This is a genomic window from Escherichia sp. KCJ4928, assembly GCF_004352695.1.
Taxonomy (GTDB): Bacteria; Pseudomonadota; Gammaproteobacteria; order Enterobacterales; family Enterobacteriaceae; genus ECMA0423.
The window spans coordinates 1-14,293 of sequence record NZ_SJWV01000104.1 but is presented as its reverse complement, the minus strand read 5'-3'; the positions used below and the strand labels follow the sequence as shown (position 1 = coordinate 14,293).

Genomic DNA, 14,293 nt, shown 5'->3' with positions numbered 1-14,293 from the left:
TGGTATATTCACTTAATCAATGTTTTTTTGCGTATATATTTTTATTGATTATATTTTTTTGCTTAACTCAGGATTAAGTTTTTCTAAAATAGCATAGCCACTTAGGGCAGAGCGAGCAATTCATGCTTTTTTAGGATGGTTGAAAAGCAGGGATGTATTTCAACCATCCATGAATTATCTTTTATTTATTCCCCATAATGATATTAAGCGTTTTCTGATCGGGCAACCCCACGGCCTGTTGCAGCGTATTTTCCTTACTCATGTAATAGATCGCTGGTGTGACATTTGCCCCCAGATCGTCCATGAGTTTCTCGTTGGCGCTTAACACTTTCATTTGTTCTGTACTTACGTTTGCAGGCACGTTTAGCTTAAGCTTGCCACCAGAGGATTCATATTCTTGCCAGGTTTTTGCGGGATCTTTGGAGGCAAGAATTGCCGCTGCTGTCGCCGGGCTTTCTGGCTTGATAACCCCAACCAACAATGTTCTTAATTGCACTTTGCCAGAATCTACCCACGGGCGCGCCTGCTGCCAGAACTGTTTACAATATGGGCAGAACGGATCGGCGAACACGTAGACAATGACCGGCGCATCTTTTTTACCGTCGAGGAGCCAGTGGGATTGTTCCATCCGTTGCCACATTTCGCGTCCGGCTGGTGCGTAAATTTCTTTTTCGATAAGTGTGTTACTCAGGTTTTCACCTTTCTCGTTGTACATGTAACCAGAGATAGCGTGCTTACCATCGGGAGTCAGGTAGATGGTGACGCCCATATCCTGATACTTTCCGAGATAACCTTTCATTCCTCCGGGGGCATCGAACGTTTTGATGATTGTAATGCCCTGTTTTTCAATCGCTTTTACTGGGGAAGGAAGTTCCTCTGCGAAGGCGATTGCAGGAAGCAGAGCCAGTAAAAGTATCTTTTTTAACATTAATTTGTCCTTTTCAGTCAGTGCAAAAGTCGAGTAAAAGGCATAACCTATCACTGTCATAGGTAAGAGCTTAGATCAGGTGATTGCCCTTTGTTTATGAGGGTGTTGTAATCCATGTCGTTGTTGCATTTGTAAGGGCAACACCTCAGCCTGCAGGCAGGCGCTGAAGATACCAAAGGGTAGTTCAGATTACACGGTCACCTGGAAAGGGGGCCATTTTACTTTTTATCGCCGCTGGCGGTGCAAAGTTCACAAAGTTGTCTTACGAAGGTTGTAAGGTAAAACTTATCGATTTGATAATGGAAACGCATTAGCCGAATCGGCAAAAATTGGTTACCTTACATCTCATCGAAAACACGGAGGAAGTATAGATGTCCTTGATTAACACCAAAATTAAACCTTTTAAAAACCAGGCATTCAAAAACGGCGAATTCATCGAAATCACCGAAAAAGATACCGAAGGCCGCTGGAGCGTCTTCTTCTTCTACCCGGCTGACTTTACTTTCGTATGCCCGACCGAATTGGGTGACGTTGCTGACCACTACGAAGAACTGCAGAAACTGGGCGTAGACGTATACGCAGTATCTACCGATACTCACTTCACCCACAAAGCATGGCACAGCAGCTCTGAAACCATCGCTAAAATCAAATATGCGATGATCGGCGACCCGACTGGCGCCCTGACCCGTAACTTCGACAACATGCGTGAAGATGAAGGTCTGGCTGACCGTGCGACCTTCGTTGTTGACCCGCAGGGTATCATCCAGGCAATCGAAGTTACCGCTGAAGGCATTGGCCGTGACGCGTCTGACCTGCTGCGTAAAATCAAAGCAGCACAGTACGTAGCTTCTCACCCAGGTGAAGTTTGCCCGGCTAAATGGAAAGAAGGTGAAGCAACTCTGGCTCCGTCTCTGGACCTGGTTGGTAAAATCTAAGTTCCGCAATCGCGTAATTAATCGGGTGCTGCGGCACCCGATTTTCTTCCCCGCACCATGATGCAAGCTGCATCCAGGTAGCCGCAGAGGCCGCTTGCATGATGATGTTTAAAGCCCAGGAGATAAACATGCTCGACACAAATATGAAAACTCAACTCAAGGCTTACCTTGAGAAATTGACCAAGCCTGTTGAGTTAATTGCCACGCTGGATGACAGCGCTAAATCGGCAGAAATCAAGGAACTGTTGGCTGAAATCGCAGAACTGTCAGACAAAGTCACCTTTAAAGAAGATAACAGCTTGCCGGTGCGTAAGCCGTCTTTCCTGATCACCAACCCAGGTTCCAACCAGGGGCCACGTTTTGCAGGCTCCCCGCTGGGCCACGAGTTCACCTCGCTGGTACTGGCGTTGCTGTGGACCGGTGGTCATCCGTCGAAAGAAGCGCAGTCTCTGCTGGAGCAGATTCGCCATATTGACGGTGATTTTGAATTCGAAACCTATTACTCGCTCTCTTGCCACAACTGCCCGGACGTGGTGCAGGCGCTGAACCTGATGAGCGTACTGAACCCGCGCATCAAGCACACTGCAATTGACGGCGGCACCTTCCAGAACGAAATCACCGATCGCAACGTGATGGGCGTTCCGGCAGTGTTCGTAAACGGGAAAGAGTTTGGTCAGGGCCGCATGACGTTGACTGAAATCGTTGCCAAAATTGATACTGGCGCGGAAAAACGTGCGGCAGAAGAGCTGAACAAGCGTGATGCTTATGACGTATTAATCGTCGGTTCCGGCCCGGCGGGTGCAGCGGCAGCAATTTACTCCGCACGTAAAGGCATCCGTACCGGTCTGATGGGCGAACGTTTTGGTGGTCAGATCCTCGATACCGTTGATATCGAAAACTACATTTCTGTACCGAAGACCGAAGGGCAGAAACTGGCAGGTGCGCTGAAAGTTCACGTTGATGAATACGACGTTGATGTGATCGACAGCCAGAGCGCCAGCAAACTGATCCCGGCAGCGGTTGAAGGTGGCCTGCATCAGATTGAAACAGCTTCTGGCGCGGTACTGAAAGCACGCAGCATTATCGTGGCGACCGGTGCAAAATGGCGCAACATGAACGTTCCTGGCGAAGATCAGTATCGCACCAAAGGCGTGACCTACTGCCCGCACTGCGACGGCCCGCTGTTTAAAGGCAAACGCGTAGCGGTTATCGGCGGCGGTAACTCCGGCGTGGAAGCGGCAATTGACCTGGCGGGTATCGTTGAGCACGTAACGCTGCTCGAATTTGCGCCAGAAATGAAAGCCGACCAGGTTCTGCAGGACAAACTGCGCAGCCTGAAAAACGTCGACATTATTCTGAATGCGCAAACCACGGAAGTGAAAGGCGACGGCAGCAAAGTCGTTGGTCTGGAATATCGAGATCGTGTCAGCGGCGATATTCACAACATCGAACTGGCCGGTATTTTCGTCCAGATTGGTCTGCTGCCGAACACCAACTGGCTGGAAGGCGCAGTCGAACGTAACCGCATGGGTGAGATTATCATTGATGCGAAATGCGAAACCAACGTCAAAGGCGTGTTCGCAGCGGGTGACTGTACGACGGTTCCGTACAAGCAGATTATCATCGCCACTGGCGAAGGTGCCAAAGCCTCTCTGAGTGCTTTTGACTACCTGATTCGCACCAAAACTGCATAAGAAGAAGTAAGATTCACCTGCAATTGCTTAGCCGCCGGGGTCAAACCTGGCGGCTTTTTTATGGCATTAAAAAGCCCTGCCGGGATGGCTCCGGGCAGGGCGGGATATTTATTCTGGCAATTAACGCACAACCAGCACCGGCAGATTGGCATGGCGGATCACGCTCGAGGCGTTAGAACCTAACAGATGGGTCGAAATCGATGGGTTGCGAGAACCAATAACTACAACATCAGCCCCCAGTTCTTCTGCCAACTCATTGACTTCATCCCGCACGCTACCAAAACGGACATGTTGTTTAATGCGGGAAGGATCGATGGTGAAGTGGCTGACCATCGTTTGCAGACGTTCTTCTGCTTCATGTTGCAGATGCTCTTCAAAACGACGCACATCAGCGGCAAAACGGTGCAGGCTCAGGCTGGCTGACCCGGGTAGTACGTGAAGTAGATGAATAACTCCGTCATCCTGGGCGAGGAATTCAGCGTGGCGAACAGCTTTGTCGCTCAATTCCATTTCAAATACATCAACTGGCATAATGATTGTCTTATACATAACCCTTTCTCCCTGTTAATCATGAACAAATCATTCGCCATGATTATAATATTTATCCCTGATATTTGTCTGGTTCTTTTTCCTTACGAACGGTTTCTGTGATTAATATATTCTCACTGAACACCAGGAATTCTCCCAAAACCTGCGGTACCGCCTGTTTTCCCGCTGTGATAGCTACCCTTAAAGACTGACTCTTTTTTGAACTGTCTCTGGAGGTTGCATGAAAGCATTGACTTATCACGGCCCACATCACGTTCAGGTAGAAAATGTTCCCGATCCGGGCATTGAACAGGCAGATGATATTATTCTGCGTATTACGGCAACGGCGATCTGTGGCTCTGACCTCCATCTTTATCGAGGCAAAATACCCCAGGTTAAACATGGCGATATTTTTGGTCATGAATTTATGGGGGAAGTCGTTGAAACCGGAAAGGACGTAAAAAATTTGCAAAAAGGCGACCGGGTGGTAATTCCGTTTGTCATTGCTTGTGGCGACTGTTTTTTCTGTCGAATGCAGCAATATGCCGCCTGCGAAAATACCAATGCGGGTAAAGGCGCTGCGCTCAATAAAAAACAGATACCAGCTCCCGCGGCATTGTTTGGTTATAGTCACCTGTATGGTGGCGTTCCTGGTGGACAGGCGGAATATGTCCGCGTCCCTAAAGGGAATGTGGGGCCGTTTAAAGTACCGCCTTTGCTTTCAGATGATAAAGCCCTTTTCCTTTCTGATATTCTGCCAACGGCATGGCAGGCAGCAAAAAATGCGCAGATCCAACAAGGTTCAAGCGTTGCAGTCTATGGTGCCGGTCCAGTGGGATTGTTGACAATCGCCTGTGCACGGTTGCTCGGTGCGGAACAGATTTTTGTTGTTGATCATCATCCCTACCGCTTGCGTTTCGCCGCTGACCGCTACGGCGCGATCCCGATTAATTTCGATGAAGATAGCGATCCGGCACAGTCAATTATTGAACAAACGGCAGGTCACCGGGGCGTGGATGCAGTAATAGACGCCGTCGGTTTTGAAGCGAAAGGCAGCACCACGGAAACGGTGCTGACTAACCTGAAACTGGAGGGCAGCAGCGGTAAAGCGTTGCGCCAGTGTATTGCGGCGGTCAGGCGTGGCGGCATTGTTAGCGTACCGGGCGTCTACGCTGGATTTATTCACGGTTTCCTGTTTGGCGACGCCTTTGATAAAGGGTTGACGTTTAAAATGGGACAGACCCACGTTCACGCATGGCTGGGAGAATTATTACCGTTAATTGAGAAAGGATTACTGAAACCAGAAGAAATTGTTACCCACTATATGCCGTTTGAAGAGGCCGCCCGGGGATATGAGATTTTCGAAAAACGTGAAGAGGAGTGCCGTAAGGTGATTCTGGTACCCGGTGCACAAAGCGCAGAGGCGGCGCAGAAGGCGGTTTCAGGTCTGGTGAATGCGATGCCGGGGGGAACAATATGATCGTCAGGAGTGGTTTTCGAGGTAAAGGACAGCCATGACGATAATCGCCGCCATAATCAGAAATCCTATCAGGATGTAAAATGCTTCTGCCATGGTTATTCCCACAAACGAAACGGAATAATTTTGCAGCAAAAGTGAACAGTGAGAACCAGGAAAAATTGCTGATTTTGCGTAAAGAGGATGCGCGTGCATCCTCTGGGCAAAGCGAGTTATCGCTTGTGCAGATGGGATTAAAGCAGGTAGTCGCCAGCAGCTTCTGGCTGGTATTCGAGTTCCAGCACTTCAAGGTGGGTTGCAACGCCGCCCGGAAGTTCCCAGTGAATGGAATCGCCAACGCGCAGCCCCAGCAGTGCGGCACCTACCGGAGCCATAACGGAAAGCTGAGTATTGCTATCGGTCATTTTTGCCGGATACACCAGCGTGCGCACACGCACTTCGCCATCGCTAAGATTGCGGAATTTAACCCGGCTGTTCATTGTCACCACGTCGTGTGGCATCTCTTCTGGCGAACACATTTGGGCGCGATCCAACTCTGCGTTTAACGCGTCGGCGATTGGCAAACCAGCATAGGCGGGTTGCTCCAGCAGAATATCGATGCGTTCGGCATCCAGGTCGTTAATGATGATAGTTGGTCTGGACATTTTTACTCCATGTCGTCGGTACTGCGAGTGTCGCAGATAAACATACCCAAAAGAAAACCCTCACCGTCAGGCGGCGAGGGTTTAACTCACATGATGATACTGACTGTTGCTCACTCTTTGAAGTGATTTGCGTCACATTCAGGGAATTCCTCAATGCAGCGCATTATGTATAATTCTTAATCGTCACGGTTTATGGAAGACGAATTAGCGTGTTTTGTAAATCAGATGATTAATAACCCACTTTATCAATCACAAAGGTTTTGCCACAGTTGCCTGGGTGTGGTTGTGGCAAGAATGAGTTTGCAGAAAGCGGAGCGTTGATGGCGTCAGCTTTGATCGAGATCTGAATTTCAGTCAAATACGCAGGGTTACCCTGGCACGTTAGCTTAACTGCTTTCACGTTCTCTTTTCCCCAGCTTTTGGCAAAGGCGGCGTCAAAGTCACGGCGGCTCACTGTTTTACCGTAATTATCCGCAAGGAATTTTCCGGCTTCGCTCTCTTTAATTTCTTGATTCAGGCGTACCATCGTACCGAAGTATGCGTCCGGATCAAAACCAAAGCAGGCACCGTGTTTGGCATATTCGTAGCGTTCCAGGCAGGAACGTCCGCCAGCTCCTGGCATGACTTCACTTAGTTTAGCGGCCGTTTCCAGTGATAATCCGGTTTCCGGCGATGAACACATTCGGCTGGCGCGCGCTTCTGGTAGATTCGGGATTGGGCGAGTAGCGCAACCGAAGCGCATCCAGCGGCGTTCATCAACACCACGGGCAGCAACCGATTTAGGCAATCCTGGCCACAGACCATGTACGGTCAGAAAATCAGCTTTGTTGGTCGTTTCGGTTTGCAGGCGACATTCATCTCGTTCGTTACGATTTCGATCGTGTTGACTCTGGCAAAATCCGGTTTGCCAGGAGAGGGCCAGGACATAGCGATCAAAATCGCCATACTGTTTTGCCTGCAACGCTAAGGCGTTGGCAGAAGAGAAGGGAAGCAGAGAAACCGCGAGCAACGCGGCGTTACGCCAGAATGCTTTCATAATGGGTGTGGAACTCATACATACACTGAATACTATCTATTAAATCATAAAAAAGCCCGCCAGGTGGGCTTACCTGGCGGGCGTGATGATTTATTCAGCGTTTGGCGAACGTATTAGTTCCACATGGCGAGAATCGGCCAGCCAACCAACAGCAACATAGAGATGTAAATCACCCCGAAGATTGCGCCAAGACGCCAGTAATCTTTTGATTTCACATAGCCACAGCCGTAAATAATCACCCCAGGACCGGTTGCATACGGCGTCAGACAGCCCATGATACCGATAGACAGCACCAGCAGGATACACAGTTGTTCCATTGGTACGCCCGGAATACCTTTACCGACGGCCAGAATAACCGGCAGCATGGTTGCGGTGTGCGCAGACAGGCTGGCAAACAGGTAGTGTGCAAAGTAGAACACCAGAACCAGTACAATCACCGTTGCGTTTGGTGAGAATCCTTCCAGGTGCGTACTCATGGTACCGGCGAACCAGTCAATAAAGCCAGAACGAGTCAGGCCGTTAGCCATCACAACCAGAGTTGCCAGGTTGACCAGCGTGTTCCATGCGCTGTTATAGCGGGTAATATCTTTCCAAGGCACAACGTGCAGGGCCAGCATTAGCGAAACTGCCAGCAGACCAACTGCAGTAGCATTAATGACTTCACTGCCAAAAACCCACAAACCTAAGCTGAGCAATACAAGGCCAATCAGTGTCCACTCTCTGCGTGTCAGCGCACCCATGGTTTTCAGTTCATCACCCGCCCAGGTTGCCACTTCTTCACTGTGTGTGATTTCCGGTTTGTACAGCACGTAGGAAAGCCACGGCGCAATGATAAGCAAGATAACCCCAACCGGCAGGAAGCAGAGGAACCACTGCAACCAGCTAATCTGGATACCGGCAATTTTGCTGACGAACTCCAGACCCAGCACGTTTGGTGCCGCACCGGTGACAAACATGGACGAACTCAGACTGGTACTAATGACCATCATCCACATCAAATAGCCGCCAATACGACGCGCGGACGGATCGTTGGGGAATGATTTAAACAACGGCGGCAGGTTTTTAATGACCGGAAAAACCGTACCCCCGGTACGCGCGGTGTTGGACGGTGTAAACGGTGCCAGCAGAATGTCGATAATGACAATCGCATAACCCAACGTCAGCGTGCGTTTGCCCATGAATTTCACCAGGAAAAGGGCAATGCGACGACCTAACCCGGAAACTTCATACCCTAATGCAAAAATAAATGCGCCAAATACCAGCCATACCGTGGTGCTGGAAAAACCAGCCAGACCCCATTTCAGCGCCTGTTTTTGCGCATTAAACGCTGGGTCAGCTAATTCTTTGGCATCAAAGAGCAGGTAATTACTGCCAATAACGCAAATAGTAACCGCAATAAAACTGATCGCTGTTGCCGGAATTGGCTCGAGGATCATGCCGACAATCATTGCCACAAACACAGCGAAGTAATGCCATGCCTGTGGTGGCATACCGTCGGGGACAGGGATAAGAAACATGACACCCATCACCACCAGTGGGGCCAATAGTTTCCATATATTATCTTTTGCTAAAGACATACGGGTTCTCCGAAAATTAATATTTTCAAATTTATCAAGTGCTTAAATAATTAAATCTGTGCTAAAAACCAGGTAAGGATCAGCAGGTCGGCACTGCCGCCTGGACTGAGATTTCGTTCGATACACTCCCTGTCGAACTGCCGGAGATAATCGAGATCGGCGGGGGTTCGAATGCCCCCTTTTTGCAATAATGTTTGCGCCTCGCGCTGTAGCCAGCGCAGGCCCCCCTCGCCACCGCGCGAAGCAACGTTGGTATCGCCGTTGATCGCCATCAGTAGGAGCAAGGTATCGAGCAATGCCAGTTCAGGATCTAACCCCTGATCCAGCAGAGTGAGGTAATGCGGCAAGGCGTGGTTGATCACCAGTGGATAACCCGCTTCGGCTTCACCGCGTGCGCCGTTAAGGCCAAGCTGCTGGTACAACCGTTGACCTGCCGTCAGTTGTGAATTATTGGTACGCAGTTCGCGATCGGTCAGACCACGGCAGAAACTTGCCGCCGTAGAACAAACGGTTGTTGGCGTTACCGGCTGGTTGAGCTGAAGCAAACGGCCAATTGCCGCACATAGCAGCCCTAAAGAAAAAATGCTGCCTTTATGCGTGTTTACGCCCGCAGTGGCGCGGAACATATCACCTTCGCAAGCCATACCAATTGGGCGTAATCCGTGGAGTACCGCTTCCGGTGCCATTTCTGCACTACAGGCACCAAATTCAATGAAACGGGGTAACCAGCCCTGAATCGCCAGCGCGCTGCGGTGGAAATCTTCCAGCGCCATATCTTTGTGCGCACCGCAGTTAATGCGATCCACGAGGCCTGGTTTCGGTGACAGATTGACTTCAGTCAGCATGGCGCGCCAGCCCAGCAGGGCGTACTCATCGATTAATGACGTCGCAAGCTTTGTGGTTTTAGTTGACGTTGCAGGCATCGACATCGTTCAGCAGTGCCTCCATGCGGTTGAGTAAATCGGTCAGTTGATGGGTTTTTCCACGCGCGCAGACGGCTGCGCTTTGCTCGCACAACAGGCAGCGGCGAGGCGGCAGTGAATAGTCGCGGCGGGAGAGAATTTCGCCTTCGGGCGTCAGGACATCGATATCCCATAACCGCCCGAGAGGATGACTATGTTCAAGCTCAATGGTGGCGAGCTTGAGGTCGCGAGCCGGGGCGGCAATGCTCAACATGCCCTCCGGCCCGCTGGCGGAAACCAGTGCAGCCTGCTCCTGAATTTGCCAGCCCTGTTTTGCGGCTAAGGCACGCAAGGCTGTCACGCCATGATTAAAAATTCGGCGTGTGACCTCACTGTCTTTAATCGGCCCAGGCGCAACCACGGTAAAGGAGACCAGTGGAACAGGATGGCGCTTGAGCCAGACGTGTTGCCGTGCTTGCCTTTCATCCCGGCTGACGAGCAGCTCGGGAATTGACACCGCATGGTGGCTGGCGAGTTCAGGAAGCAGGTGCATGGCTTATTCCTTCACCTGATGTACAACATCGATCACCGAGCCATCGCGGTAACGCACAACGGCAACGACGCGGTCGGTGAATTCAATCGGCTGTGGTTCACCGGTCAGCAGACGCGCACGTTCACGCAGCCACTCAATGGAAACCACTTTAATGCCCGCTTCCTGCAGACGTTCTGCCAGCTCCGGACGTGCCGGGTTAACTGCGATACCGTGGTCTGTGACCAGAATATCGACACTGGAGCCCGGGGTGATGCAGGTCAGCACGTTATCCACCAGAGTCGGAATACGACCGCGTACCAGCGGCGCGACGATGATGGAAAGCGCAGAGGCAATCGCGGTATCGCAGTGACCACCGGAAGCACCACGCAGTACGCCGTCAGAGCCGGTCAGCACGTTAACGTTGAACTGGGTGTCAATTTCCAGCGCGCTCAGTACCACCACGTCGAGACGATCAACCGATGCACCTTTCGAACCCCAGTTAGCGTACTGGTTGGCGCTGATTTCGATGTGATTGGGGTTACGGGCCAGCGATTGCGCAGCGTGGCTGTCAAAGCTCTGTACATCCAGCAGTTTGCGGATCAGACCTTTTTCGTGCAGATCAACCATCGTCGCGGTAATACCACCGAGGGCGAAGTCGGCGCGAATATCGCGGCTACGCATTTTGTCTTCCAGGAAACGGGTTACCGCCAGCGATGCGCCGCCGGTGCCGGTTTGCATGGAGAAACCTTCTTTGAAGTAGCCTGAGTTGACAATCACATCCGCAGCGCTACGGGCAATAAGCAGTTCGCGCGGGTTAGTGGTCATACGGGTAGCACCAGCGCCGATTTTTGCAGCATCGCCAACGCGATCAACTTTGACGATTAAATCAACCTGATCTTGCTCAATGCTTGCCGGATTATGCGGATAAGGCAGCAGTTCTTCGGTAAGCATCACAACCTGTTTTGCGTTGTCGGCATCAACCATTGCATAGCCGAGGGAGCCGCAGCAGGCTTTACCGGTGTAGCCGTTGGCATTACCGAATTCATCACAGGACGGGACGCCGAGGAAAGCCACGTCGATATTCAGTTCGCCGCTCTGTACCAGATGCACACGACCGCCGTGAGAGTGGATCTGCACCGGTTCCGCCAGCAGACCGCGGGAGATTTCTTCCGCCAGTGGACCGCGTAGGCCAGAGGTATAAATGCGGGTAACCACGCCCTGGCGAATGTGTTCTACCAGCGGCGCATGGCAATCACTCAGGGAGCTGGACGCCAGGGTCAGGTTTTTAAAGCCCATCTTCGCGATGACGTCCATCACCATATTGACGGTCAGGTCACCGCCACGGAAAGCGTGATGGAAGGAAACCGTCATGCCGTCCTGTAAACCAGAGCGACGAATCGCCTCTTCCAGGTTGGCGCACAGTTTGCGATCGCGCGCTTTTTCAGCCTGGTAGGTTTGCTTTGGCGAGTTCTGGAAAGCGGCAAGATCGCATTCAGCGCGACGATTCCAGGCCGCTACCCGTTCTTGTCGTTGAGATTGTTCAATTTTCTGCGTCATTTTGATTGCCTTATTCTTCGCGGATGCCGGAAAGTTCTGCACGGGAGAGCACCAGACGGGCGCGATCGATAACCGGACCGTCCACCATCTTGCCGTTCAGGGAAACCACGCCGAGGCCTTCGCGAGCGGCGGCTTCAGCGGCTTCTACGACGCGGCGGGCGTGATCCACTTCTTTCTGGGTCGGTGCGTAGAGGTTGTGCAGCAGATCAATCTGACGCGGGTTGATCAGCGATTTGCCGTCAAAGCCCAGCTGTTTGATGTGGGCGGCTTCTTGCAGGAATCCGGCTTCGTTGTTAGCGTCGGAATAGACGGTATCGAACGCCTGAATACCCGCAGAGCGCGCGGCCTGCAAAATGGAACAGCGTGCGAACAGCAGTTCAGTTCCTTCCGGGGAGCGTTCTGTACGCAGGTTGCGCACATAGTCTTCTGCACCGAGGGCGATACCGATCAAACGCTCGGAAGCGTGAGCGATTTCCACTGCGCGGGTAATGCCCAGCGGAGATTCAATCGCCGCCAGCAGGCCGGTGCTGCCGGGTTCACGACCACAGGCTTTTTCGATACGCAGGATCTCTTTTTCGATATCCAGAACATCCTGAGCGGTATCGGTTTTCGGCAGACGCACAACGTCCGCACCACCGCGAACGACGGCTTCCAGGTCGTTAACACCCCATTCGGAATCCAGCGCGTTGACACGCACAATGGTTTCAATATCGCGATACAGCGGATGTTGCAGCGCGTGATAAACCATGCGGCGGGCGGTGTCTTTTTCACGTAATGCCACGGAGTCTTCGAGGTCAAACATCAGGGCATCAGCCGGGTAGATGAAGGAGTTGCTGACCATCGCGGCATTGGCACCAGGCACAAACAACATGCTGCGGCGGGTGCGAGTTTTACGTTGTTGCAGCGAAGCGGAAATCATTGGCAATCCTCCCATGGCAGAGCCGGGATACCGCTGGCGCGTGCCAGCAGGGCTTCCAGTCGTGCACGTAAAATGCAGTCCAGTGCGCCTTTGTCATCGACATTCAGCTGTACGCCGCGCACGTTGTAGCGGGCGAGAACGTCCAGAATGGTGGTGCGAATTGCATCGCCAAACTGTTTCTCAACGCTGCTATTGATTTGCAGGTCGATATCCTGCGTATCGAGTGGGGCGATGCGTATCATCACATCCCCAGACTCAAGGGTGCCTGCAACGGCGGGCTGGTTTATTTTCATTTTTCACCTGTTTCTCATGCGGGGGTCTTTTGACGAGCTGCCGCGTCCTGGCGGGAGTGCTCAAGCAGGTTCTGCAAATAATGCAGCGTGACTGCAGGGACCAGCGGCGCGATAGCCGTGAGATCGTTTTTCGCCAGCAGTTGACGTACCCGGGAAGCGGATATCGGCATCTCCTGGTAACGCAGCCGCTCAATTTCAACCAGTTCGATGGGCGGTGCGGAGATAGTCGGCGTTTCCAGCCAGTAGCGCATATCCTGGTTGTACTGGGCGGTAACGCGACAAAAGGGTTCAGTACCGACAAAGCGGTGAGTTACACCCAGCGCGGGAGCGAGGTACTGACGGAAAATCTTCAGATCAATTTCGGTGTAACAATGGTTAATGACGCTCTGTTCTTTAATGAAGTAGCAAGGGAACGTAGCGCGGGAGATGATGTATTCGGAGCCGCGATGCACAGTCAGGCGTGGAATATCGGCGGTGCCTTTTAACACCAGATCCAACCGGTCTTCATAGGGGAAGCGTGAAGAATCTTCTTTGACTAAAAACAGATGCAACCAGTCGCACTGTGCCGCAGCTTGTTGAATCAGATAACGGTGACCATTCGTGAAGGGATTGGCGTTCATCACAATGCAGCCAATCTTGTTCCCTGGATGACGAAATTTTTTCAGCGATTCGGCATAGCGTTTCAGTCGCGTGGCGCTGTTTTCCATCAGCACCATCACGCCGGGTACGCTGGTCAGCGTGGAAAAACCGCACTGGCGGAACAGCGCCTCGTATTCGGTTTTGGTATAAATAAACAGATGCGTGCTGTGCCGCTCATAGGCGAGGTTTATCAGTTCAGTGGCTAATGTCAGCGCCAGTCCTTCACCGCGAACGGATTCACTGATCGCAACGCATTTAATAATATTTCCGGCAATTCCACCGCACGCGATAAGCTTTTCATCGCGGGTTACGGTAATAAATACTTCGACTGTGGTGTCAACGCTCAAATCATTTTCATGCAGGAATTGGGCGATTTCCGCCATTTTTTTATTTTCTGAACGTTTTACGCGGGTGAAAATATCATTGCCGAACATAATAAATAGTATCCTGAAGGTGCATGTTGTTATCGATTTGCAACGAATGTTGTTCAATGTTGCAAACTGATAACCTTTTATTTTCACTTGGGAGAAAGGGGGGTGATCGAGGTATATCTTTTTCTCCTTTCGCTATACATCCTAAGGAGTATTTCTGCGTGAAATTTTGATTTATTTCACATAGAGTTAGTGGTTTTT

At 51.4% G+C, this 14,293-nt stretch carries 15 protein-coding genes; 3 read left to right on the top strand and 12 right to left on the bottom strand.

Going from position 1 to position 14,293, the window contains the following annotated elements; genetic code table 11:
- Positions 1 to 181 precede the first annotated feature (181 nt).
- On the bottom strand, positions 182 to 928 hold the full coding sequence (gene dsbG / locus E0D98_RS15205) for a thiol:disulfide interchange protein DsbG (RefSeq protein WP_000913832.1): 747 nt from the start codon (positions 926 to 928) through the stop codon (positions 182 to 184).
- 371 nt (positions 929 to 1,299) lie between these two features.
- Between dsbG and ahpC the strand changes: the two genes are divergently transcribed.
- Together ahpC and ahpF are read left to right on the top strand one after the other, a co-directional pair.
- Positions 1,300 to 1,863, top strand: coding sequence for an alkyl hydroperoxide reductase subunit C (ahpC, locus tag E0D98_RS15200; protein ID WP_000052796.1), 564 nt, complete (start codon positions 1,300 to 1,302; stop codon positions 1,861 to 1,863).
- Positions 1,864 to 1,991: 128 nt separating this feature from the next.
- A complete protein-coding gene (ahpF, locus tag E0D98_RS15195) occupies positions 1,992 to 3,557 on the top strand; it encodes an alkyl hydroperoxide reductase subunit F (protein ID WP_000887629.1) in 1,566 nt (521 codons plus the stop codon).
- A 120-nt stretch (positions 3,558 to 3,677) separates the two neighbouring features.
- Here ahpF and uspG read toward each other — a convergent pair whose 3' ends face one another.
- Entirely contained in the window at positions 3,678 to 4,106 is a 429-nt protein-coding gene (gene uspG, locus E0D98_RS15190; RefSeq protein ID WP_000278505.1) for a universal stress protein UspG, read from the bottom strand.
- Between the two features lie 220 nt (positions 4,107 to 4,326).
- Here uspG and E0D98_RS15185 point away from each other — a divergent pair, with 220 nt between their 5' ends.
- Complete coding sequence (locus tag E0D98_RS15185; RefSeq protein ID WP_000646150.1) at positions 4,327 to 5,565, top strand: zinc-dependent alcohol dehydrogenase; 1,239 nt, start codon at positions 4,327 to 4,329, stop codon at positions 5,563 to 5,565.
- A 3-nt stretch (positions 5,566 to 5,568) separates the two neighbouring features.
- Here E0D98_RS15185 and yldA read toward each other — a convergent pair whose 3' ends face one another.
- The 10 genes from yldA to citC form a co-directional block, all read right to left on the bottom strand.
- Positions 5,569 to 5,658 (bottom strand): small membrane protein YldA, encoded by a 90-nt coding sequence (gene yldA, locus E0D98_RS28450; RefSeq protein WP_000796528.1) that lies wholly within the window; start codon positions 5,656 to 5,658, stop codon positions 5,569 to 5,571.
- Positions 5,659 to 5,795: 137 nt separating this feature from the next.
- Positions 5,796 to 6,206, bottom strand: coding sequence for a nucleoside diphosphate kinase regulator (rnk, locus tag E0D98_RS15180; RefSeq protein WP_000089731.1), 411 nt, complete (start codon positions 6,204 to 6,206; stop codon positions 5,796 to 5,798).
- A 229-nt stretch (positions 6,207 to 6,435) separates the two neighbouring features.
- Positions 6,436 to 7,242, bottom strand: coding sequence for a ribonuclease I (rna, locus tag E0D98_RS15175; RefSeq protein WP_001299576.1), 807 nt, complete (start codon positions 7,240 to 7,242; stop codon positions 6,436 to 6,438).
- A 113-nt stretch (positions 7,243 to 7,355) separates the two neighbouring features.
- Positions 7,356 to 8,819 carry a citrate/succinate antiporter CitT gene (gene citT, locus E0D98_RS15170; RefSeq protein WP_000050323.1) on the bottom strand — a complete coding sequence of 488 codons (1,464 nt, stop codon included), beginning with the start codon at positions 8,817 to 8,819 and terminating at the stop codon, positions 7,356 to 7,358.
- Positions 8,820 to 8,869: 50 nt separating this feature from the next.
- Positions 8,870 to 9,748, bottom strand: a complete 879-nt coding sequence (gene citG, locus E0D98_RS15165) for a triphosphoribosyl-dephospho-CoA synthase CitG (RefSeq protein ID WP_131890733.1) — start codon at positions 9,746 to 9,748, stop codon at positions 8,870 to 8,872.
- Positions 9,723 to 10,274 (bottom strand): citrate lyase holo-[acyl-carrier protein] synthase, encoded by a 552-nt coding sequence (gene citX, locus E0D98_RS15160; RefSeq protein ID WP_000550422.1) that lies wholly within the window; start codon positions 10,272 to 10,274, stop codon positions 9,723 to 9,725. Before citX ends, citG begins: the two co-directional genes overlap by 26 nt.
- Before the next feature lie 3 nt (positions 10,275 to 10,277).
- The gene (gene citF / locus E0D98_RS15155; protein WP_000192245.1) at positions 10,278 to 11,810 is read right to left on the bottom strand and encodes a citrate lyase subunit alpha; all 1,533 of its coding nucleotides are present in this window, start codon (positions 11,808 to 11,810) and stop codon (positions 10,278 to 10,280) included.
- Positions 11,811 to 11,820: 10 nt separating this feature from the next.
- Positions 11,821 to 12,729, bottom strand: coding sequence for a citrate (pro-3S)-lyase subunit beta (gene citE, locus E0D98_RS15150; RefSeq protein WP_000622357.1), 909 nt, complete (start codon positions 12,727 to 12,729; stop codon positions 11,821 to 11,823).
- Complete coding sequence (citD, locus tag E0D98_RS15145) at positions 12,726 to 13,022, bottom strand: citrate lyase acyl carrier protein (RefSeq protein ID WP_000700703.1); 297 nt, start codon at positions 13,020 to 13,022, stop codon at positions 12,726 to 12,728. Before citD ends, citE begins: the two co-directional genes overlap by 4 nt.
- Before the next feature lie 14 nt (positions 13,023 to 13,036).
- Complete coding sequence (gene citC, locus E0D98_RS15140; protein WP_000467705.1) at positions 13,037 to 14,095, bottom strand: [citrate (pro-3S)-lyase] ligase; 1,059 nt, start codon at positions 14,093 to 14,095, stop codon at positions 13,037 to 13,039.
- Positions 14,096 to 14,293: the final 198 nt, after the last annotated feature.